Origin of the sequence: Rhodopseudomonas palustris (genome assembly GCF_034479375.1) — a bacterium.
Classification (GTDB): Bacteria; Pseudomonadota; Alphaproteobacteria; order Rhizobiales; family Xanthobacteraceae; genus Rhodopseudomonas; species Rhodopseudomonas palustris_M.
In genome coordinates this window covers 284,534-305,900 of record NZ_CP140155.1, presented here as the reverse complement: position 1 = coordinate 305,900, position 21,367 = coordinate 284,534, and the positions used below count along the sequence as shown (strand labels likewise).

The following is a 21,367-nucleotide window of genomic DNA, read 5'->3' as shown; positions in this document are numbered from 1 at the left end:
ATCGACGGCGTGCTCGAGACGATTGCCCGAACGATCAGGCCGCATGCGTTCGATCCCCCTCACCCCAGCCCTCTCCCCGACGGGGAGAGGGAGTCGCGCTGAGTACTCCGCAAATGTCGCCCCCCAAAAATCCGACTGCCATTCGTCTTCGCGCACTCGCCGCCGAGCGCATCCTCGTGCTCGACGGCGCGATGGGGACGATGATCCAGCAACTGCAATTCGACGAGGCTGCGTTCCGCGGCGAGCGCTTCAAGGATTTCCATCGCGACCTGCGCGGCAACAACGACCTGTTGATCCTGACCCAACCGCAGGCGATCGAGGATATCCACGCGCAATATCTGCGCGCCGGCGCCGACATCGTCGCCACCAACACCTTCTCCTCCACCTCGATCGCGCAGGCCGATTACGACCTGTCCGAGATCGCCTATGAAATGAGCCGCGACGGCGCCCGCCTCGCCCGCAACGCCGCCGACAAGGTGCAGGCCGAGGACGGCAAGCCGCGCTTCGTCGCCGGCGCCATCGGCCCGACCAACCGCACCGCCTCGATCTCGCCCGACGTCGCCAATCCCGGCTATCGCGCGGTGACGTTCGACGATCTGCGCATCGCCTATGGCGAGCAGATCAACGGCCTCTTGGACGGCGGCGCCGATCTGCTGCTGGTCGAGACCATCTTCGACACGCTCAACGCCAAGGCGGCGCTGTACGCAATCGCCGAGATCGCCGAGGCGCGCGGCATCGACGTGCCGGTGATGATCTCCGGCACGATCACCGACAAGTCCGGACGGCTGCTGTCCGGGCAATTGCCGGAAGCGTTCTGGAATTCGGTGCGGCACGCCGGGCCGATCACGATCGGCTTCAACTGCGCGCTCGGCGCCAAGGATCTGCGCGCGCATATCGCCGATATCGGCCGCGTCGCCGATACGCTGGTCTGCGCCTATCCCAACGCCGGCCTGCCCAATGAATTCGGCCAATACGACGAGAGCCCGGACTACATGGCCTCGCTGGTCGGCGAATTCGCCGAGGCCGGCCTCGTCAACATCGTCGGCGGCTGCTGCGGCACCACGCCGGACCATATCGCGGCGATCGCCAAGGCCGTCGCGCCGCACAAGCCGCGCGTGGTGCCCACGATCGAGCCGCGGCTGCGATTGAGCGGGCTGGAGCCGTTCGAACTCACCGCCGCAATTCCCTTCGTCAATGTCGGCGAGCGCACCAACGTCACGGGCTCGGCGAAATTCCGCAAGCTGATCACCGCCGGCGACTACGCCGCGGCCTTGCAGGTCGCCCGCGACCAGGTCGAGAACGGCGCGCAGATCATCGACGTCAACATGGACGAAGGGCTGCTGGATTCCGAAGCCGCGATGGTGACCTTCCTCAACCTGGTCGCCGCCGAGCCGGACATCGCCAAGGTGCCGGTGATGGTGGATAGTTCGAAGTTCGCCGTGATCGAGGCCGGGCTGAAATGCGTTCAGGGCAAGCCGGTGGTGAACTCGATCTCGCTGAAGGAAGGCGAGGACAAGTTCCTGCACGAGGCCAGGATCGCGCGCCGCCACGGCGCCGCGGTCGTCGTCATGGCGTTCGACGAACAGGGCCAAGCCGACACCTACGCGCGCAAGACCGAGATCTGCAAGCGCGCCTACGACATCCTGGTCGACCGGATCGGCTTCCCGCCGGAAGACATCATCTTCGACCCGAATATCTTCGCGATCGCGACCGGGCTGGAAGAACACAATAATTACGGCGTCGACTTCATCGAGGCGACGCGCTGGATCCGCGCCAACCTGCCGCACGCGCACATCTCCGGCGGCGTCTCGAATCTGTCGTTCTCGTTCCGCGGCAACGAGCCGGTGCGCGAGGCGATGCACTCGGTGTTCCTGTATCACGCGATCCACGCCGGCATGGACATGGGCATCGTCAATGCCGGGCAGATGATCGTCTATGACGACATCGACGCGGAGCTGCGCCAGGTCTGCGAGGACGTCATCCTCAACCGCGATCCCGGCGCCTCCGAGCGGCTGCTGGCGCTGGCCGAAAAGTATCGCGGCCAGGGCAAGGCGGTGAAGGAGCAGGACCTCGCCTGGCGGAGCTGGCCGGTCGAGCAGCGGCTGAGCCACGCGCTGGTGCACGGCATCACCGAATATATCGAGGCCGACACCGAGGAAGCGCGAGCGAAAGCAGAACGCCCGCTGCACGTGATCGAAGGCCCGCTGATGGCCGGCATGAACGTGGTCGGCGACCTGTTCGGCGACGGCAAGATGTTCCTGCCGCAGGTGGTGAAATCCGCTCGCGTGATGAAGCAGGCGGTCGCCTATCTGATGCCTTATATGGAAGCCGAGAAGGCCGCGCAGCTCGCCGCCGGCACCCACACCGGCGAGCGCGCCACCGCCGGCAAGATCGTGCTCGCCACCGTCAAGGGCGACGTCCACGACATCGGCAAGAATATCGTCGGCATCGTGCTCCAGTGCAACAATTTCGAGGTGATCGACCTCGGCGTGATGGTGCCCGCGGCGAAGATCATCGAGACCGCGATCGCCGAGCAGGCCGACATCATCGGCCTGTCCGGCCTGATCACGCCGTCGCTCGACGAGATGAGCTTCCTCGCCTCCGAGATGCAACGCAACGGCCTCGACATGCCGCTCTTGATCGGCGGCGCCACCACCAGCCGCGTGCACACCGCGGTGAAGATCGACCCATCATATCCGGCCGGCAGCGTCGTCCACGTCAACGACGCCAGCCGCGCGGTCGGCGTCGCCTCGTCGCTGCTGTCGCGCGAGCGCGGCCCCGCTTATGCGGCCGAGATCCGCGCCGACTACGCGAGAATCACCGCGGCGCATCTGCGCGCGCAGGCCGACAAGAAGCGCCTGCCGCTCGCCGCCGCCCGCGCCAATGCGACCAAGATCGACTGGTCGGCAGCGCAGCCGGTGAAGCCGTCGTTCCTCGGCGTCCGCAGCTTCAGCAACTATCCGCTCGCCGAACTGGCCGACTATATCGACTGGACGCCGTTCTTCCAGAGCTGGGAGCTCGCCGGGCGCTTCCCCGCGATCCTCGACGACAAGGTGGTCGGCGAAACCGCGCGGTCGCTCTATGCCGACGCGCGCAAAATGCTGGAGCGCATCGTCGCCGAGAACTGGTTCACCGCCAAGGCGGCGATCGGGTTCTGGCCGGCGAATGCGGTCGGCGACGACATCATCCTGTATGCCGACGACAGCCGCGACGCCTCGATCGGCGCGCTGCACACGCTGCGCCAGCAGCTCGTCAAGCGCGAGGGCCGCGCCAATGCGGCGCTGTCGGACTTCATCGCGCCACGCGGCGTGCCGGACTATATCGGCGCCTTCGTCGTCACCGCCGGGATCGGCGAGGATGTGATCGCGGACAAGTTCAAGACCGACAATGACGACTACTCGTCGATCCTGGTCAAGGCGCTGGCCGATCGGCTGGCCGAGGCCTTCGCCGAGCGGATGCACGCCCGAATCCGCCGCGAATTCTGGGGCTACGCGCCGGACGAAACGCTGTCGGTCGACGACCTGATCCTCGAGAAGTATCAGGGCATCCGCCCGGCGCCCGGCTATCCGGCGCAGCCCGATCACACCGAGAAGGCGACGCTGTTCAAGCTGCTCGACGCCGAGGTCAATGCCGGCGTGACGCTGACCGAATCCTACGCGATGTGGCCGGGTTCGTCGGTGTCGGGGCTGTATTTCAGCCATCCGCAGAGCGCCTATTTCGGCGTCGGCAAGATCGAGCGCGACCAGGTCGAGGACTACGCGCTGCGCAAGGGCTGGAGCGTGGCCGAGGCCGAGCGCTGGCTCGCCCCGGTGCTGAACTACATCCCCGAGCCGCAGCCGGCCGGCGCACCGCAAGAGCCGATGCCGCCGCTGGCGCCGTCGGGCGACCTGCTGCCGACCGAGCCGCCCGCCGATGCGGCGTTCGCCGCGAACGACGCCGCCCTCGCCTCGCACCCCGCCGGCTGCAACTGCGCGGTGCACCTGATGTGGCGGAAGAAAGCGGTCGGGGCGAAGTAAGCACCACCTCTCGGTGCACGCCCCAGTCCGTTCACGCGGACGCACCCTGAGGCTCGCCGACCTGCGGACCGACCTGAAGGCTACCTCGGTCGGCATTCACTGCTATCACTGCGGTGATCCGCCCAACGACCGTCATCACCCGCGAAGGCGGGTGATGCAGTATCGCATAGCGTATATGGCAAAAGCGGTGCCGACCTGCGGGCGCACTGGAATCCTGGATCGCCCGCTTTCGCGGGCGATGACGTGAGGAGGTGTGGCGGCGCCGGTGCCACACGTCGATCGGCTGTCACGCAACGGCCGCGTGGGCACGGCGCTACGCGCCTCTGCTCACCCTACGGGTGATCATTCGATGATCGGAACGTGCCCGGCTGCGCTGCGTGGGATGAAGCCGTCGAGCCGAGGATCATCGGCGATCTCGATCTGGCGGCGGAACGCGATGAAGCCGGTGCGTTCGTAGAACGCCAGCGCCTTCGGATGGTCGAAGGTGCAGGTGTGGAGCCAGAGCCGATCGACCGGGCGCGACCACGCCGCTTCCAGCGCACGATTCATCAGCCAGCGACCGGCTCCGCTTCCAATCAGACGAGCGGTCACGCCGAAAAACGCCAGCTCGCATTCGCGCGCGGTGCGGAAATCGAGTTCGAGCAGGCCTTCATCACGGCCGTCGTAGGACAGGGCATGGATTTCGACGAGCGGTGCATGAATGGCGGCGCGGAGTTCATCGTCGGACATCCGCAGCCGCGAGAACCAGAGCCAGTGATGGCCGACGCGATAAAACAGATCGCGAAACCAGTCGACATCGGGGTCGGCGACGCGGCGCAGCGTCCATGGCCCGGCCCGCTCTGCAAGCAAAGACGGGCGCGCCGTCATCTGCAGATGCGTGACGACCGCCGCAATCTTGCCGGCAGGCACATCGGAATAGCCGTCGGGAAGCATCATCTGCGGGCCCACTCCGATCCCTATTCCCCCTCGTCCGTCGCCAGCAACCCCTTCACCGCTCGCGCCCATCCCGCCAGCTTGCGCTCGCGCGTCGCTTGGCTCATGGCGGGGCGGAAGCGGTGATCCAACCGCCAGTTGTCGGCGAATTTCTGCGGCTCGGGATAGACGCCGGCGGACAGGCCGGCGAGATAGGCGGCGCCGAGCGCGGTGGTTTCCTGAATCACCGGGCGGTCGACCGGGGCGTCCAGGAGGTCGGCGAGGCGCTGCATGGTCCAGTCCGAGGCCGCCATGCCGCCGTCGACGCGCAGCACCGGCGGCGCGGCGTCGGCGCCCGACCAGTCGGCGCGCATCGCCGCCCATAGATCATAGGTCTGATAGCAGACGCTCTCCAGCGCGGCGTGCGCCAGTTCGGCCGGGCCGGTGTTGCGCGTCATGCCGAACAGCGCGCCGCGCACCCGCGGATTCCAGTACGGCGCGCCGAGGCCGACGAAGGCCGGCACCAGATACACGCTCTGAAGCGAATCGGATTTGTCGGCGAGCGGGCCGGTCTCGCTGGCGTGCTTAATGATGCCGAGGCCGTCGCGCAGCCATTGCACCGCCGAGCCTGCGACGAAGATCGAGCCTTCGAGCGCATAGGTGCGCTTGCCGCCGAGCTGATAGGCGATGGTGGTGAGCAGCTTGTTGCTGGAGCGCACCGGCACGGCGCCGGTGTTGAGCAGCGCGAAGCAGCCGGTGCCGTAGGTCGATTTGATCATGCCGGGCGAAAAGCAGGCCTGGCCGATGGTGGCGGCCTGCTGGTCGCCGGCGATGCCGCGAATCGCGATGCTGCCGCCGAACAGCTCGTAGACGCTGTCGCCGAAATGCGCCGAGGAATCCCTCACCTCCGGCAGCATCGACCGCGGCACCCGTAACAGCGCCAGCAACTCGTCGTCCCAGTCGCCGGTGTGGATGTTGAACAGCAGCGTGCGCGAAGCGTTGGTGGCGTCGGTGGCGTGGACGCGGCCGCCGGTCAGCCGCCACAGCAAATAGCAGTCGATGGTGCCGAATTTGAGCTCGCCGCGTTCGGCGCGGGCGCGGGCGCCGGGCACATTGTCGAGCAGCCAGCCGACCTTGGTGCCGGAGAAATACGGGTCGACGATGAGCCCGGTCTTATCGGTGATCATCGGCTCGAGGCCGTCGGCCTTGAGCCTCGTGCAGACCTCCGCGGTGCGGCGGTCCTGCCAGACGATGGCGCGGTGGATCGCCTTGCCGGAGGCGGCGTCCCACACCACCACGGTCTCGCGCTGGTTGGTGATGCCGATCGCGGCGATATCGCTGGCCGCGGCGCCGGCCTTCTCCATCGCGGCGCGGCAGGTCGCCAGCGTCGAGGCCCAGATGTCCTCGGGCTCGTGTTCGACCCAGCCGGAGGCCGGGAAATGCTGCGGGAATTCCTGCTGCGCGGAGGCCGCGATCGAAATGTCGTCGCGGAACAGGATCGCGCGCGACGAGGTGGTGCCCTGATCGATGGCCATCACGAAAGGCATGAGCGTTCGTCCCGGATTGTCGAATGTCGGAAGCGTTTGACCGCACCCCACCCGATCGCGCTTGCGGCGTCAATATCGGCACGCCGGCCGGCGCGCTGCCCAGCGAATCTCCTTCATTTGGCCGCCGGACTGTGGTTTGTCGCACTGGTCCGCCCCGATCGAGACACCGCCGCCCGATGGACCCGCTGCTGAAAATCGTGATCGTCGACGAGAATCCGGTGCGCGCCGGGATTCTCACCGAGGGGCTGCGCGAAGCCGGCATGACGCAGATCACCTATCTGGCCGCGACCACCAATCTGCTGGCGCGGATCTACGAGATCGACCCCGACGTCATCCTGATCGACCTGGAGAACCCGAGCCGCGACATGCTGGAGCAGATGTTCCAGGTCTCCAGGATCGTGAAGCGGCCGATCGCGATGTTCGTCGACCAGAGCGACACCGCCTCGATCCAGGCCTCGGTCGACGCCGGCGTCTCGGCCTATATCGTGGACGGGCTGAAGAAGGAGCGGATGAAGCACATCCTCGATCTGTGCATCTCGCGCTTCAACGCCTTCGCCCATCTCGAGACAGAGCTGCATCGCGCCCGCAGCGCGCTGGACGACCGCAAGGTGATCGACCGCGCCAAGGGCATTTTGATGAAGGCCAAGGGCCTGACCGAAGAGCAGGCCTACGTCCTGCTGCGGACCGCGGCCATGAACGAGAAGAAGAAAATCGCCGAGATCGCCCAGTCGGTGGTCACCGCGTCGGAGATGCTGAAATGATGCGTAGCGCCATTGCCACCATCCTCTCCACGCGTCATGGCCGGGCTCGTCCCGCCTGCGCGGCCGAAGCCGCTCCGGCGCGGCGAAGGCCCGGCCATCCACGCCTTTCTCGCGTTTCCGTCAGCAAGGCGTGGATGCCCGGCACAAGGCCGGGCATGACGAGCGGAAAGCTGGAGCGTCCAGCATGAGCGAGCGCCTGCGCATCGGATTCATCCCGCTGGCCGACGCGGCGGCGCTGATCGTCGCCGTCGACAAGGGGTTCTGCGCCGCCGAAGGGCTCGACGTCGAGCTGGTGCGCGAAATCTCCTGGGCCAATGTCCGCGACAAGTTCAACATCGGCCTGTTCGACGCGGCCCATCTGCTGGCGCCGATGGCGGTCGCCTCGAGCCTCGGCATCGGCCACATCAAGGTGCCGGTGATCTCGGGCTTCGGGCTCGGCGTCAACGGCAACGCCATCACCGTGTCGCCGGATCTGCAGGCAGCGATCGCGGCGATGGCCGAGGGCGACGTCGCCGATCCGCTGGTCTCGGCACGGGCGCTGGCGCGCGTCGTCGCCGAGCGCAAGGCGCTGGGGCTGGAGCCGCTGATCTTCGGCATGACCTTCCCGTTCTCCAGCCACAATTACGATTTGCGGTTCTGGATGGCGACCGGCGGGGTTGATCCCGACGAGGACGTGCGCCTCGTGGTACTGCCGCCGCCCTATATGGTCGAAAGCCTCGCCAACAAGCATCTCGACGGCTTCTGCGTCGGCGCGCCGTGGAATTCGGTGGCGATCGATCTCGGCATCGGCCACATCCTGCACTTCGCCTGCGAGCTGTTCCAGCGCGCGGCGGAGAAGATGCTGGCGGTGCGCGCCTCCTGGGCCGAGGGCCATCCCGACACGCTGGCGCGGCTGATCCGGGCGCACGACCGCGCCGCGCAGTTCATCGAGCACGAACCCAATCGCGACGAGGTCTGCTCCATCCTCACCGCGCCGGGCCGCATCGAAGTCACGCCGGAGCTGATCCGCCGCACCCTCGACGGCCGGCTCAAAGTGTCGCCCGACGGCCGCATCCGCGAGACCGACCGCTATCTGCTGGTCGGGCGCGAAGCCGCGGCGCGGCCCGATCCGGTGCAGGGCGCTTGGAACTACGCACAGATGGTGCGCTGGGGCCAGGCGCCGCTGTCGGCCGAACTGCTGGCCGCGGCCAAGGCGGTGTTCCGGCCCGACCTCTACGACGCCGCCGTCGGCACGCCGCCGATCCTGCCGATCGCCCCCGCCGACGGCATCGGCGAATGCACCGGCACGCATTTCGATCCGGACGACATCGCGGGCTATCTGTCGGCGCTCAGCATCCGGCGCTGAGGCCGCGGTCACCTCTCTCTCACCCTCCCCTGGAGGGGGAGGGTCGGCACGCAACCCGCGTAGCGGGATGCGGGACGGGGTGGGGTGAGCCGCAAGCTCGGCGGATGAACTCTTCGCCACCCCACCCCGCTCGCTGCGCGAGCGACCCTTCCCCTCCAGGGGAGGGTGACTTGAGGCGCCCCCTCATCCCAGCCTTCTCCCCGCGCGCGGGGAGAAGGAGCTGGTCGTGCTCGCGGCGCCTCCCTGCCCTGCTGCGCTGCACATTTCGTCGCCACTCTGCACAAGCCCGCTGCGCTGAGCGCGGTCGCGGGTGACCTCGAACAATTCACGGCGCGAACGTCAACTAATTGCAAATGCTATCGGATCACCTGACTCGATCAGTTGGCACGGTTTTCGCTATGCTTAGTACGGGTCACCGATGGGTGTCCCGGCGTCCATCGATAACTCCGACAGCAATGCCGCTGTCCTGGCTCGTGCAAGCGAGGCCAGGCGGCGGCTTTTTTTTGCCGATTTTTCGAAGGCGCCCGCATCACAAGCAAACAGGGTCGCGCGACCCCAGCAGGGAACATGGCAACGATGATCAGCAAGGACCGCACCGGAAGCAGAGTGAGCCGCCGCCAACTCCTGAAGGCCGGCGGCAGCGCAGCCGCATTGCTCGCTGCAGCGAAGCTGAACTTGCCCGGCGGCGCCTTCGCGCAGGAGGGCGGCCCCGAGGTGAAGGGCGCCAAGCTCGGCTTCATCGCGCTGACCGACGCCTCGCCGCTGTTCGTCGCCAAGGAGAAGGGCATCTTCGCGAAATACGGCATGCCGGACGTCGAAGTGCTGAAGCAGGCGTCGTGGGGCACCACGCGCGACAACCTGGTGCTCGGCTCCGAAGGCAACGGCATCGACGGCGCGCATATTCTCACGCCGATGCCTTATCTGATCAGCGCCGGCAAAGTGACGCAGAACAACGTGCCGACGCCGATGTACATTTTGGCGCGGCTCAATCTGAACGGGCAGTGCATCTCGGTCGGCAAGGAATATGCCGACATCAAGGTCGGCCTCGACAGCGCGCCGTTCAAGACGGCTCTGGAGAAGAAGAAGGCCGCCGGCAAATCTGTGAAGGCGGCGATGACCTTCCCGGGCGGCACCCACGATCTGTGGATCCGCTACTGGCTCGCCGCCGGCGGCATCGATCCGGACAAGGACATCGAAACCATCGTGGTGCCGCCGCCGCAGATGGTGGCCAACATGAAGGTCGGCACGATGGACTGCTTCTGCGTCTGCGAGCCGTGGAATCTGCAGCTGATCCACCAGAACATCGGCTACACCGCGCTGACCACCGGCGAGCTCTGGAACAAGCATCCGGAGAAATCCTTCGGCATGCGCGCCGCCTGGGTCGACAAGTACCCGAAAGCCGCCAAGGCGCTGCTGATGGCGGTGCTCGAAGCGCAGCAATGGTGCGAGAAGCCGGAGAACCGCGACGAGGTCGCGGCGATCTGCGCCAAGCGGCAGTGGATCAACTGCCCGGTCGACGACGTCACCGACCGCGTCAAGGGCAAGTTCGACTACGGCACCGGCCGTGTGGTCGAGAACTCGCCGCACATCATGAAATTCTGGGAGGATTTCGCGTCCTACCCGTATCAGAGCCACGATCTGTGGTTCATGACCGAGGACATCCGCTGGGGCAAGTACGAAGCCGGCTTCGACAGCAAAGCGCTGATCGCCAAGGTCAACCGCGAAGACCTGTGGAAGGATGCCGCCAAGGCGCTCGGCGTCACCGCGATGCCGGCCTCGACCTCGCGCGGCAAGGAGACGTTCTTCGACGGCAAGGTGTTCGATCCGGAAGATCCCGCCGCCTACCTGAAGTCGCTGTCGATCAAGCGCGTCGAAGCGTAACCGCCACACCGGGCCGCGCACACGCGCGGCCCGCCCCTACTGACGACGGAGAGCCACGCCGATGTCGATGACCGCCCTCAAATCCGGGACCGAAACCGAAACCGTCACCGTGCTCGCGCCGCCGCCTTCCGCGGTGGTGGCGATGCGGCCGAAGCTGCAGCCGCGCGCCGACAAATACATCAAGGCCGCGCGCGAAACCGCGGCCCGGGTGATCCCGCCGCTGATCGTGTTCACGCTGCTGATGGTGTTCTGGGAATTGGTCTGCCGACAGCCGGGTTCGGCGTTGCCGCCGCCGTCCAAGGTCTACACCGACACCAAGGAGCTGATCTTCGATCCGTTCTTCGATCGCGGCGGCCTCGACAAGGGGCTGTTCTGGCATCTGAGCGCCAGCCTGCAGCGTGTCGCGTTGGGCTACTCGCTGGCGGCGATCGTCGGCATCGCGCTCGGCGTGCTGGTCGGGCAGTCGGTGTGGGCGATGCGCGGACTCGATCCGATCTTCCAGGTATTGCGCACGATTCCGCCGCTGGCCTGGCTGCCGCTGGCGCTCGCCGCCTTCCGCGACGGCCAGCCCTCGGCGATCTTCGTGATCTTCATCACCTCGATCTGGCCGATCATCATCAACACCGCGGTCGGCATCCGCAACATTCCGCAGGACTATCGCAACGTCGCCGCGGTGGTGCAGCTCAATCCGCTGGAGTTCTTCTGGAAGGTGATGCTGCCCTCGGCTGCGCCCTACATCTTCACCGGCCTGCGTATCGGCATCGGCCTGTCGTGGCTGGCGATCATCGCGGCCGAGATGCTGATCGGCGGCGTCGGCATCGGTTTCTTCATCTGGGACGCCTGGAATTCTTCGCATATCAGCGAGATCATTCTGGCGCTGTTCTATGTCGGCATCATCGGCTTCGTGCTCGACCGCATGATCGCGGGGCTCGGCCGGATCGTCACCCACGGCACCTCGGCCGGTTGAGGACAAACAGCATGACCGCTTATCTGAAGCTCGATCACATCGACAAGACCTTCACCCGCGGCTCCGCCACCACCGAGGTGCTGAAGGACATCAACCTGACGATCGAACGCGGCGAATACGTCTCGATCATCGGCCATTCCGGCTGCGGCAAGTCGACCCTGCTCAACATCGTCGCCGGGCTGACGCGGGCGACGACCGGCGGCGTGCTGCTGGAAGACCGCGAGGTCAACTCGCCGGGGCCGGACCGCGCCGTCGTGTTCCAGAACCACAGCCTGCTGCCGTGGCTCACCGTGTACCAAAACGTCCGGCTCGGCGTCGACAAGGTGTTCGCCAAGAGCAAGTCGCGCGCCGAGCGCCACGACTGGACGATGCACAACCTCAATTTGGTGCAGATGGGCCACGCCGCCGACAAGCGGCCGTCGGAAATCTCCGGCGGCATGAAACAGCGCGTCGGCATCGCCCGGGCGCTGGCGATGGAGCCGAAGGTGCTGCTGCTCGACGAGCCGTTCGGCGCGCTTGATGCCTTGACCCGCGCTCACTTGCAGGACTCGGTGATGGCGCTGCACCAGAAGCTGAACAACACCATCCTGATGATCACCCACGACGTCGACGAGGCGGTGCTGCTCAGCGACCGCATCGTGATGATGACCAACGGCCCGTCGGCGCGTATCGGCGAAGTGCTCGACGTGCCGCTGCCGCATCCGCGCAAGCGGCTCGAGCTCGCCACCAACGCGACCTACCTGAAATGTCGCCAGCGCGTGCTCGAATTCCTCTACGAACGCCACCGCTACATCGAGGCGGCGTGAGCACATGCACAGCGTCATTGCGAGCGAAGCGAAGCAATCCAGAGCGTTTTGCACGGAAGATGGATTGCTTCGTCGCTTCGCTCCTCGCAATGACGAGGACATTGGAACAGGAGGACCGACTATGACCCCCGACCAGATCGCCCTCGTGCAGCGAAGCTTCTCCAAGGTGGCGCCGATCTCCGAGCAGGCAGCCCGCCTGTTCTACGGCCGGCTGTTCGAGATCGCGCCGGAGGTGAAGCCGCTATTCGCCAAGGCGGACATCCGCGAACAGGGCAAGAAGCTGATGGGCACGCTCGCGGTCGTGGTCGGCGGGCTGACCGACCTGCCGGCGATCCTGCCGGCGGCGAGCCGGCTCGCCAAGCTGCATGTCGGCTACGGCGTCGCGCCCGCGCACTACGCCCCGGTCGGCGCCGCGCTGCTGTGGACACTCGAACAGGGGCTGGGCCAGGACTGGACGCCGGACCTCGCCGAGGCTTGGACCACGGCCTACACAACGCTGTCGAGCTACATGATCGCCGAAGCGAATAGCGTGGCGGCATGATGATGAAGTCAGCGCGCGATACGGTACGCACCCCTTCCCTCTCCCCTTGTGGGAGAGGGTGCCTGAGACGCGCAGCGTCGAAGGCGGGTGAGGAGTCGCGCGGACGCCGGCGCAGCGCTCGTGGCACCCCTCATCCGGCGCGGACGATGTCCGCGCCACCTTCTCCCACAAGGGGAGAAGGAAGGATCGGTGAGGCGCTTCGATGAGCGAACCCCTCGTCATCATCGGCAATGGCATGGCGGCGGTGCGGCTAGTGGAGGAACTCGGCAAGAATGCGCTGGGCCGCTACGCCATCGCGGTGATCGGCGACGAGCCGCGGCTGGCCTATAATCGCGTGCTGCTGTCGTCGGTGCTGGCGCGCGAAGTCTCCAAGGCCGAGATCGAGCTGCGGCCGGCGCAATGGTGGCGCGACCGCGGCGTCACGCTGCTGTACGGCGAGAGTGCCGCGGCGAAAGCGATCGATCCTGCGATCAGGCGGGTGCGGCTCGCCACCGGCGCGACGCTGCCGTTTTCCAAACTGGTGATCGCCACCGGCTCGAAGCCGATCCGGCTGAACGTGCCCGGGATGGAGCTGCCCGGCGTGCTGACCTTCCGCGATCTCGCCGACGTCGCGGCGATCGAGGACGCAGCCTCCGGTGGCCGCAGCGCCGTGGTGATCGGCGGCGGCCTGCTCGGGCTGGAGGCCGCCTACGGCCTCGCCAAGGCCGGCGCGCGCGTCACCGTGGTGCATCTGATGGACCGGCTGATGGAACGCCAGCTCGATCCGACCGCCTCGGCGATGCTGAAGAACGCGGTCGAGAGCAAGGGCATCGCGGTGCGGCTCGAAGCCGACACCGCGGCGATCACCGGCGACGGCCGGGTCGAGACCGTGCATTTGAAAGACGGCAGCGCCGTAGCCGCCGATCTGGTCGTGGTCGCCGCCGGCATCCGCCCCAACGTTGATCTCGCGCGCGCCGCCGGCCTCGACATCGGTCGCGGCATCCTGGTCGACGATCATCTGCAGACCAGCAAACACGGCATCTACGCGATCGGCGAATGCGCTGAGCATCGCGGCGCCTGCTACGGCCTGGTCGAGCCGGCCTATGAGCAGGCCCGCGCGCTGGCGTCGCATCTGTCCGGCGGCGACGGCGCCTATCGCGGCAGCGTGCTCGCCACCAATCTCAAAGTCTCAGGCGTGAATCTGTTTTCCGCCGGGGACTTCCTCGGCAGCCCGGGCACCGAGCAGATCGTATTCACCGATCCGGGCCTCGGCAGCTACAAAAAGCTGGTGATCAAGGGCGAGAAGCTGACCGGCTGCGTGCTGTTCGGCGATACCCATGACGGGCTCTGGTATCTCGACCTGATCCGCTCCGGCCAATCGATCGAAACCATCCGCAACGACATGATGTTCGGCCGCGCGCTCGCTGCGCGCGCCGGCAAATCCGTTGCCGCATGAGGGACTGATGGGAAGCGAATTCACGATCGACCAGAAGCGCTACCTCGAAGGCTTCGCCACCGGCGTCACCGCCGCGCGCGCGGCCCGCGGCGCCCTGCCCGCGTCGAGCGAGGCCGCTCCGAGCGGGCCCGATGCGATTCACATCGCCGCTCAGGACCGTGCTACGGCCTCCGGCAAGAAGCTGCCCGATCAGGAGAAGTGGAAGCGCGAGGAACATCCGTTCGACGCCTATGCGCGGCTGAAGCAGCAAGCCAAGACGAATACGCCGCCGAAGCCGGCGGACAATTTCCGCTGGCGCTATTACGGGCTGTTCTACGTCGCGCCGGCGCAGACCTCCTATATGTGCCGCTTGCGGATTCCCAACGGCGTGCTGACCTCGTGGCAGATGGCCGGCCTCGCCGATCTCGCGGATTCGTGCGGCGGCGGCTATTCGCATGTGACGACGCGCGCCAATCTGCAACTACGCGAGATCGCGCCGAAGAACGCCGTGACGCTGATCGAGGGCATCGAGAGCCTCGGCCTGTGGGCGCGCGGCGCCGGCGCGGACAACATCCGCAACGTCACGGGATCAGCCACCGCCGGCATCGACCCGCAGGAACTGATCGACACGCGGCCCTATGCGCGCGAATGGCACTTCCACATCCTGAACGAACGCGCCCTGTATGGGCTCCCGCGAAAATTCAACGTCGCGTTCGACGGCGGCGGGCTGATCCCGACGCTGGAGGACACCAACGACATCGCGTTCCAGGCGGTGACGATTGCCGAAGGTCACGGCGTCGCGCCCGGCGTCTGGTTCCGGCTCGCGCTCGGCGGCATCACCGGCCACAAGGATTTTGCCCGCGACACTGGCGTGATCGTGCCGCCGGATGAAGCAACCGAGGTCGCGGACGCGATCGTGCGGGTGTTCATCGAGCACGGCGACCGCACCGACCGCAACAGATCGCGGCTGAAATACGTGCTCGACGCTTTCGGCTTCGACAAGTTTCTCGGGCTGGTCGAGGACAGACTCGGCCGCAAACTGCTGCGCGTGCCGACCGAGGCCGCGCAGCCGCGCCCGGCCGCCGATCGCGCCGCGCATATCGGCGTTCATCCGCAGAAGCAGCCGGGCCTGAACTACATCGGCGTCCGGCTGTCGCTCGGCCGGCTCACGTCGGCGCAGATGCGCGGCCTCGCCGAGATCGCGCGCGGCTTCGGCGACGGCGACATCCGCCTCACCGTCTGGCAGAATCTGCTGATCTCCGGCGTCGCCGATGCCCGCGTTGCCGATGCGACCGCCGCGATCGAGGCGCTCGGCCTTGCGACCCACGCCAGCCCGATCCGCGCCGGCCTGATCGCCTGCACCGGCGCCACCGGCTGCCGCTTCGCCGCCGCGCATACCAAGGAGAGCGCGGAGGCGATCGCCGAGTATTGCGAGCCACGCGTGGCGCTCGACACGCCGGTCAACATCCACCTCACCGGCTGTCATCATTCCTGCGCGCAGCATTTCATCAGCGACATCGGCCTGATCGGCGCCAAGGTGCCGGTCTCGGACGAAGACACCGTCGAGGGCTATCACATCCATGTCGGCGGCGCGTTCGGGCCCGACGCCGCGATCGGCGCCGAGATCCTCCGCGACGTGAAGTCCGAGGATGCGCCGCGCGTGATCGAGCAGATGCTGCGCATCTATCTCGCGCAGCGCGCCTCGCCCGACGAGAGCTTCCTCGCCTTCACCCGCCGCCACGACGCGGCAGCGTTGAGGCAGATCTTCGCCATCGATACGACTTCGGAGCCCGGCGCATGAGCCAGAATATGCCGCCGCCGATCCCGACCCTGATCCCCGACACCGCGCCGTTCTCCGAGGAGCAGCGCGCCTGGCTCAACGGTTTCTTCGCCGGCCTCGTCTCGCTCGACGGCTCCGGCGTCACCGCACTGTCGAGCGAACAGGCCGCGGCGCTGCTCGGCAACGGCCCTGCCCCCGGGGCCGCCGCCGACGACGGCGGCGCGCCGTGGCACGACCAGACGCTGCCGATCGCCGAGCGGATGCAACTCGCCGAGAGCAAGCCGCTACGCTGGAAGCTGATGGCGGCTATGGCGCAGCAGGATTGCGGCCAGTGCGGCTACGACTGCAAGAACTACTCGGCAGCGATCTTCGAAGGCAAGGAACCGCGACTCAATCTGTGCGCGCCCGGCGGCAAGGACACCGCCCGGATGGTGAAGACGCTGGCCGAGCAGATCGGCAGCGCGCCGAAGCTCGACAGCGCGCCGCCGCTCGCGGTCGACGCTGCCGCCGCCGCGGCGCTGCCGCCGCGCGGCACCTCGCGCGACAATCCGGCGACCGCAAAGGTTCTCTCGCGCCGCAAGCTGAACAAGGACGGCTCCGAAAAGGAGACCTGGCACATCGAATTCGAGCTCGAGGAGGGACTGAGTTACGAGGCCGGCGATTCCTTCGGGCTGTTTCCGGGCAACGATCCGGCGCTGGTCGATCTGGTGCTTCAAGCGCTCCGGGCGCCCGCTGAATTCCCGATCGGCGAGCGCAGCCTGCGCGCGGTGCTAACCGACAGCGTGTCGCTGTCGCCGGCGCCCGACATGCTGTTCCAGCTGATCAGCTACATCACCGGCGGCGACAAGCGGAAGAAGGCCCGCGCGCTCGCCAATGGCGAGGACCCGGACGGCGACGCCGCAACGCTCGACGTGCTGGCGGCGCTGGAGAAATTCCCCGGCATCCGTCCGGATCCCGAAGCCTTCGTCGAGGCGCTCGATCCGCTGCAGCCGCGGCTGTATTCGATCTCGTCGTCGCCGAAGACCATCCCCGGCCGGCTGTCACTGACGGTGGATTGCGTGCGCTACACCATCGGCAAGCGGCAGCGGCTCGGCGTCTGTTCGACCGGCCTCGCCGAACGCGTGACGCCCGGCGACAGCGTGCGCGTCTATGTGCAGAAGGCGCATAATTTCGCGCTACCGGCCGATCCCGCTCAGCCGATCATCATGATCGGTCCCGGCACCGGCGTCGCACCCTTCCGCGCCTTTCTGCACGAGCGGCAGGCGATCGCGGCGCCCGGCAAGAACTGGCTGTTCTTCGGGCATCAACGCTCCGCCTGCGACTTCTTCTACGACGACGAACTGAACGCGATGAAGCGCAGCGGCCTGCTGACGCGGCTGTCGCTGGCATGGTCGCGCGACTCGGGCGAGAAGATCTACGTGCAGGACCGGATGCGCGAGGTCGGCCGCGATCTGTGGAGCTGGCTCACCGAGGGCGCCACCATCTATGTCTGCGGCGACGCCCAACGGATGGCCAAGGACGTCGAACTGGCGCTGGTCGACATCGTCGCGCAGCACGGCGCGCGCAGCGCGGCGGAGGCCACCGCCTTCGTCTCCGAGCTGAAGAAGCAGGGCCGCTATCAGCAGGACGTCTATTGATGAACGCGCTGACGCAGCACCCGCCGGCGGTGCGCACCACCTGCGCCTATTGCGGCGTCGGCTGCGGCGTGCTCGCCAGGCCCGACGGCATCGGCGGCGCGACGATCAGCGGCGATCCCGAGCATCCGGCGAATTTCGGCCGGCTGTGCTCGAAGGGCTCGGCGCTCGGCGAAACGCTGGCGCTCGGCACAAGGTTGCTGCACCCGATGCTGCGCGGACCGGACGGCGCGATGGCGCAGGCGTCCTGGGACACCGCGCTGGACAACGTCGCGAACGGCTTTGCGGAGATCGTCGCAAAGCACGGGCCGGACTCGGTTGCGTTCTATCTCTCGGGCCAGTTGCTGACCGAGGACTACTACGTCGCCAACAAGCTGATGAAAGGTTTTGTCGGCTCGGCCAATGTCGACACAAATTCGCGGCTGTGCATGGCCTCCTCGGTCGCCGGCCATCGCCGCGCCTTCGGCAGCGACACCGTGCCGGGGACCTATGCCGATCTCGATCAGGCCGATCTGATCGTGCTGGTCGGCTCCAACGCCGCGTGGTGCCACCCGGTATTGTATCAACGCATCATCGCCAACAAGCGCGCGCGCGGCGCCAGGATCGTGGTGATCGACCCGCGCCGCACCGCCAGCGTCGAGAACGACGACCTGCATCTGGCGGTCGCGCCCGGCATGGACACCGCTTTGTTCAGCGGCCTGCTGGTGCATCTCGCCGACACTTTGTCCTTCGACTTCGACTATCTCGACAAGCACACCACGGGATTGACCGACGCGCTGGTGCGCGCCCGCGAGATCGCGCCGGACATCGCCGCGACGGCGGCAGCAACCGGACTGAGCGAAACCGATGTGGCGCAGTTCTTCGCGTTGTTCCGTGACACGCCGAAGGTGGTCACCTGCTATTCCCAAGGCGTCAATCAGTCGGCGCAGGGCACCGACAAGGTCGGCGCGATCATCAACTGCCATCTCGCCACCGGCCGGATCGGCCGGCCCGGCATGGGGCCGTTCTCGCTGACCGGTCAGCCCAATGCGATGGGTGGCCGCGAGGTCGGCGGCCTCGCCAATCAGCTCGCCGCTCATATGGACTTCACGCCGGAGGCGATTGATCGCGTCGGCCGGTTCTGGCGCGCGCCGAACATGGCGCAACGCGAGGGGCACAAGGCGGTCGCGATGTTCGACGCGATCGGCCGCGGCGAGATCAAGGCGCTGTGGGTGATGGCGACCAACCCGGCGGTGTCGCTGCCGCGTGCCGGCTTCGTCGCCGAGGCCTTGAAGAAGCTCGACCTGCTGGTGATCTCGGAAAACGTGATCAGCAACGACACCGTCGCCTGCGGCGCGCACGTGCTGCTGCCGGCCGCCGCCTGGGGCGAGAAAGACGGAACAGTCACCAATTCGGAACGGCGGATCTCGCGCCAGCGAGCGTTCCTGCCGCTGCCGGGCGAGGCCAGGCCGGACTGGTGGATCGTGGCGCAGGTGGCGCAGCGGATGGGTTTTGCGGAGGCGTTCAACTATCAGTCCCCGGCCGATATCTTCCGCGAGCACGCCGCGCTGTCGGCGTTCGAGAATGACGGCAGCCGCGACTTCGACATCGGCGCGCTGGGTTCGCTGAGCGACGACGCCTTCAACGCGCTCGATCCGGTGCAATGGCCGGCCCGCGTGGGCGAGGCGCAAGGCGAGACTCGGTTCTTCGCCGAAGGACATTTCTTCACCCCCGACCGCCGCGCGCGGCTGATCGCGCCGGAACGGCCGGCGCCGCGCAACGCTGTGTCCGAAACATTCCCGCTGGTGCTGAACACCGGCCGGATCCGCGATCAGTGGCACACCATGACCCGCAGCGGCCTCAGCCCGCGGCTCGGCGCGCATCGGCCGGAGCCGTTCGTCGAGGTGCATCCGGACGACGCCGCGGCGGCCGGCCTCCGCGACGGCGGCTTCGCCCGCATCACCACGGCGCACGGCGCCTGCGTGCTCGCGGTGATGGTCAGCGCCGGCCAGCGCCAGGGTTCGCTGTTCGCACCGATCCACTGGAGCGGCGAGACCGCGGCGACCGCGCGGGTCGGCGCGCTGGTGGCGCCGGCCACCGATCCGTTCTCCGGCCAGCCCGAAGCCAAAGCGACGCCGGCGGCAATCGCGCCGGTCGACTACGCGCGGCGCGGCTTCGCGCTGTCGCGGCAGCCGCTGGCGCTGCCGGAGGGCAATTGGTGGACGCGGGTCGCGGTCCGCAACGGCGCGGGCCTGTTGTTCGCGAGCGATGAGCCCGCATCGGCGTGGCGCGGTCGCGCCAAGGCGCTGTTCGGCGACGGCGTCGAGCTCGCCGAATATCTCGACGCGCCGCGGCAGAGTTTTCGCGCGGCGGCGTTCCAAGACGGAAAGCTGGTCGGCTGCCTGTTCGTCGGACCGGCCGAGGCCACGCCGCAATGGGACGCGGTGAAGGCGCTGTTCGAGGCCGAAGTGCTCCCCGATCAGCAGCGCCGCGCCGTGCTCTCGGGCCGCTCCACCGACGGCCTTGCCGATTCCGGTCCGATCGTCTGCGCCTGTTTCGGCGTCGGCCTCACCACCATCCGCGACGCGATCGAAAGCGGCACCGCCGTCAGCGTCGAAGCGATCGGCAAGTCTCTCCGCGCCGGCACCAATTGCGGCTCGTGCCTGCCGGAGCTCCGCAAGATCGTGGCGGGGGCGAAGATGGTGATGACGGCGTGACGTGCATCGCGCGAACGACCTCGTAGGGTGGCGCTGAGCGAAGCGAAGCCCACGCAGGCGTCACGCGTGGGCACGGCGCTTGTGCGCCTTTGCCCACCCTACGAACCATCCATCTGTCATTCCGGGACGCGCGCAGCGCGAACCCGGAATCCATAACCCCTGACCTCACGTTGATAACAACACACGACCGCCCTGCGCGAACGCGAAGGCTGCGGCGTATGGATTCCGGGTTCTCCGCTTCGCGGCGCCCCGGAATGACGAACGAGGGGCGAGCGTCGTTACTACACCGACGCCGTCGTCACGCCGCCGTCGATGACGATGGTCTGGCCGGTCATGAAGGTCGAGGCGTCGGAGCCCAGATACGCGACGGCGCCGGCGATTTCGTGGGGTTCGCCGATGCGGCGCAGCGGGGTCGAGGCGGTGCGGCGCTTGAGATTGGCTTCGTCTTCCCACAGCGCGCGGGCGAAGTCGGTCTTGACCAGGCCGGGCGCAATGCAATTGACCCGTACGCCCTTCTCGCCCCATTCGCCGGCGAGGCTGCGGCACAGCGCGAAGTCGGCGGCCTTCGAGATGCCGTAGGCGCCGATGACGGTGGAGCCACGCAGACCGCCGATCGACGACACGATCACCACCGAGCCGCCGCCGCGCTCCGCCATCTGCGGGATCGCGCGGGCGCACAGCCAGATGTTGCTCTTGACGTTACTGGCCATGATCTTGTCGAACGCCTCGTCGGCGATGTCGAGCAGCGGGCCGTAGTAAGGATTGACCGCGGCGTTGCAGACCAGGATGTCGACCTTGCCGTATTTGGCGTTGGCGCCGTCGATCAGCGCCTCGACCTCTGGCTTGCGCGAGATGTTGCAGGCGATCACATGGGCGTCACCGCCGTCCTTGCGGATGCCGTCGGCGACCTCCTCGCAGGCATCGGCCTTGCGGCTGGAGATCACGACTTTCGCCCCGAGCTTCGCCAGCAATTCCGCCGACGCCCGCCCGATGCCGCGCGACGAGCCGGTGATCACCGCGACCTTGCCGGTGAGATCGAACGGGTTGGCGGTCATGTTAGCGCTCTC

The 21,367-nt window shown here is 67.3% G+C and carries 14 protein-coding genes; 11 read left to right on the top strand and 3 right to left on the bottom strand.

The genetic code is table 11. From position 1 onward, the window contains the following. Positions 1 to 113: 113 nt before the first annotated feature. On the top strand, positions 114 to 4,016 hold the full coding sequence (metH, locus tag SR870_RS01355; RefSeq protein WP_322516261.1) for a methionine synthase: 3,903 nt from the start codon (positions 114 to 116) through the stop codon (positions 4,014 to 4,016). Positions 4,017 to 4,358: 342 nt separating this feature from the next. Here metH and SR870_RS01350 read toward each other — a convergent pair whose 3' ends face one another. Beyond that, positions 4,359 to 4,952, bottom strand: a complete 594-nt coding sequence (locus SR870_RS01350) for a GNAT family N-acetyltransferase (RefSeq protein ID WP_322518377.1) — start codon at positions 4,950 to 4,952, stop codon at positions 4,359 to 4,361. A 20-nt stretch (positions 4,953 to 4,972) separates the two neighbouring features. Then, the gene (gene glpK, locus SR870_RS01345; RefSeq protein WP_322516260.1) at positions 4,973 to 6,475 is read right to left on the bottom strand and encodes a glycerol kinase GlpK; all 1,503 of its coding nucleotides are present in this window, start codon (positions 6,473 to 6,475) and stop codon (positions 4,973 to 4,975) included. 176 nt (positions 6,476 to 6,651) lie between these two features. Between glpK and SR870_RS01340 the strand changes: the two genes are divergently transcribed. The 10 genes from SR870_RS01340 (at position 6,652) to SR870_RS01295 (ending at position 20,300) form a co-directional block, all read left to right on the top strand. Continuing rightward, positions 6,652 to 7,236 (top strand): ANTAR domain-containing response regulator, encoded by a 585-nt coding sequence (locus SR870_RS01340; RefSeq protein WP_322516259.1) that lies wholly within the window; start codon positions 6,652 to 6,654, stop codon positions 7,234 to 7,236. Positions 7,237 to 7,420: 184 nt separating this feature from the next. Then, positions 7,421 to 8,581, top strand: coding sequence for a CmpA/NrtA family ABC transporter substrate-binding protein (locus SR870_RS01335; protein WP_322516258.1), 1,161 nt, complete (start codon positions 7,421 to 7,423; stop codon positions 8,579 to 8,581). A gap of 576 nt (positions 8,582 to 9,157) precedes the next feature. Further along, positions 9,158 to 10,462: a CmpA/NrtA family ABC transporter substrate-binding protein gene (locus SR870_RS01330; RefSeq protein WP_322518376.1), complete on the top strand. Its 1,305-nt coding sequence runs from the start codon at positions 9,158 to 9,160 to the stop codon at positions 10,460 to 10,462. A gap of 61 nt (positions 10,463 to 10,523) precedes the next feature. Further along, on the top strand, positions 10,524 to 11,429 hold the full coding sequence (gene ntrB / locus SR870_RS01325; protein ID WP_322516257.1) for a nitrate ABC transporter permease: 906 nt from the start codon (positions 10,524 to 10,526) through the stop codon (positions 11,427 to 11,429). A gap of 11 nt (positions 11,430 to 11,440) precedes the next feature. Beyond that, positions 11,441 to 12,235 (top strand): ABC transporter ATP-binding protein, encoded by a 795-nt coding sequence (locus SR870_RS01320; protein ID WP_322516256.1) that lies wholly within the window; start codon positions 11,441 to 11,443, stop codon positions 12,233 to 12,235. A gap of 121 nt (positions 12,236 to 12,356) precedes the next feature. Further along, positions 12,357 to 12,776 (top strand): globin family protein, encoded by a 420-nt coding sequence (locus SR870_RS01315; RefSeq protein ID WP_322516255.1) that lies wholly within the window; start codon positions 12,357 to 12,359, stop codon positions 12,774 to 12,776. Between the two features lie 202 nt (positions 12,777 to 12,978). Beyond that, positions 12,979 to 14,211, top strand: a complete 1,233-nt coding sequence (locus tag SR870_RS01310) for an NAD(P)/FAD-dependent oxidoreductase (protein ID WP_322516254.1) — start codon at positions 12,979 to 12,981, stop codon at positions 14,209 to 14,211. Between the two features lie 7 nt (positions 14,212 to 14,218). Then, positions 14,219 to 15,991 (top strand): NirA family protein, encoded by a 1,773-nt coding sequence (locus tag SR870_RS01305; protein ID WP_322516253.1) that lies wholly within the window; start codon positions 14,219 to 14,221, stop codon positions 15,989 to 15,991. Then, entirely contained in the window at positions 15,988 to 17,607 is a 1,620-nt protein-coding gene (locus tag SR870_RS01300; protein WP_322516252.1) for a sulfite reductase subunit alpha, read from the top strand. The genes SR870_RS01305 and SR870_RS01300 overlap by 4 nt, the downstream gene beginning before the upstream one ends. Then, positions 17,607 to 20,300 carry a molybdopterin-dependent oxidoreductase gene (locus SR870_RS01295; protein ID WP_322516251.1) on the top strand — a complete coding sequence of 898 codons (2,694 nt, stop codon included), beginning with the start codon at positions 17,607 to 17,609 and terminating at the stop codon, positions 20,298 to 20,300. The genes SR870_RS01300 and SR870_RS01295 overlap by 1 nt, the downstream gene beginning before the upstream one ends. Before the next feature lie 281 nt (positions 20,301 to 20,581). On the opposite strand, the gene SR870_RS01290 is transcribed toward SR870_RS01295, so the two are convergent. Further along, positions 20,582 to 21,355 (bottom strand): glucose 1-dehydrogenase, encoded by a 774-nt coding sequence (locus SR870_RS01290; protein WP_322516250.1) that lies wholly within the window; start codon positions 21,353 to 21,355, stop codon positions 20,582 to 20,584. Positions 21,356 to 21,367: the final 12 nt, after the last annotated feature.

Bases quoted from the DNA above. Each gene is read 5' to 3' on its own strand.
- SR870_RS01300 (WP_322516252.1), top strand. From the start codon at position 15,988: ATGAGCCAGAATATGCCGCCGCCGATCCCGACCCTGATCCCCGACACC.
- metH (WP_322516261.1), top strand. From the start codon at position 114: ATGTCGCCCCCCAAAAATCCGACTGCCATTCGTCTTCGCGCACTCGCC.
- SR870_RS01330 (WP_322518376.1), top strand. From the start codon at position 9,158: ATGATCAGCAAGGACCGCACCGGAAGCAGAGTGAGCCGCCGCCAACTC.
- glpK (WP_322516260.1), bottom strand. From the start codon at position 6,475: ATGCCTTTCGTGATGGCCATCGATCAGGGCACCACCTCGTCGCGCGCG.
- SR870_RS01310 (WP_322516254.1), top strand. From the start codon at position 12,979: ATGAGCGAACCCCTCGTCATCATCGGCAATGGCATGGCGGCGGTGCGG.
- SR870_RS01290 (WP_322516250.1), bottom strand. From the start codon at position 21,355: ATGACCGCCAACCCGTTCGATCTCACCGGCAAGGTCGCGGTGATCACC.
- SR870_RS01320 (WP_322516256.1), top strand. From the start codon at position 11,441: ATGACCGCTTATCTGAAGCTCGATCACATCGACAAGACCTTCACCCGC.
- ntrB (WP_322516257.1), top strand. From the start codon at position 10,524: ATGTCGATGACCGCCCTCAAATCCGGGACCGAAACCGAAACCGTCACC.
- SR870_RS01315 (WP_322516255.1), top strand. From the start codon at position 12,357: ATGACCCCCGACCAGATCGCCCTCGTGCAGCGAAGCTTCTCCAAGGTG.
- SR870_RS01295 (WP_322516251.1), top strand. From the start codon at position 17,607: ATGAACGCGCTGACGCAGCACCCGCCGGCGGTGCGCACCACCTGCGCC.
- SR870_RS01340 (WP_322516259.1), top strand. From the start codon at position 6,652: ATGGACCCGCTGCTGAAAATCGTGATCGTCGACGAGAATCCGGTGCGC.
- SR870_RS01335 (WP_322516258.1), top strand. From the start codon at position 7,421: ATGAGCGAGCGCCTGCGCATCGGATTCATCCCGCTGGCCGACGCGGCG.
- SR870_RS01305 (WP_322516253.1), top strand. From the start codon at position 14,219: ATGGGAAGCGAATTCACGATCGACCAGAAGCGCTACCTCGAAGGCTTC.
- SR870_RS01350 (WP_322518377.1), bottom strand. From the start codon at position 4,952: ATGATGCTTCCCGACGGCTATTCCGATGTGCCTGCCGGCAAGATTGCG.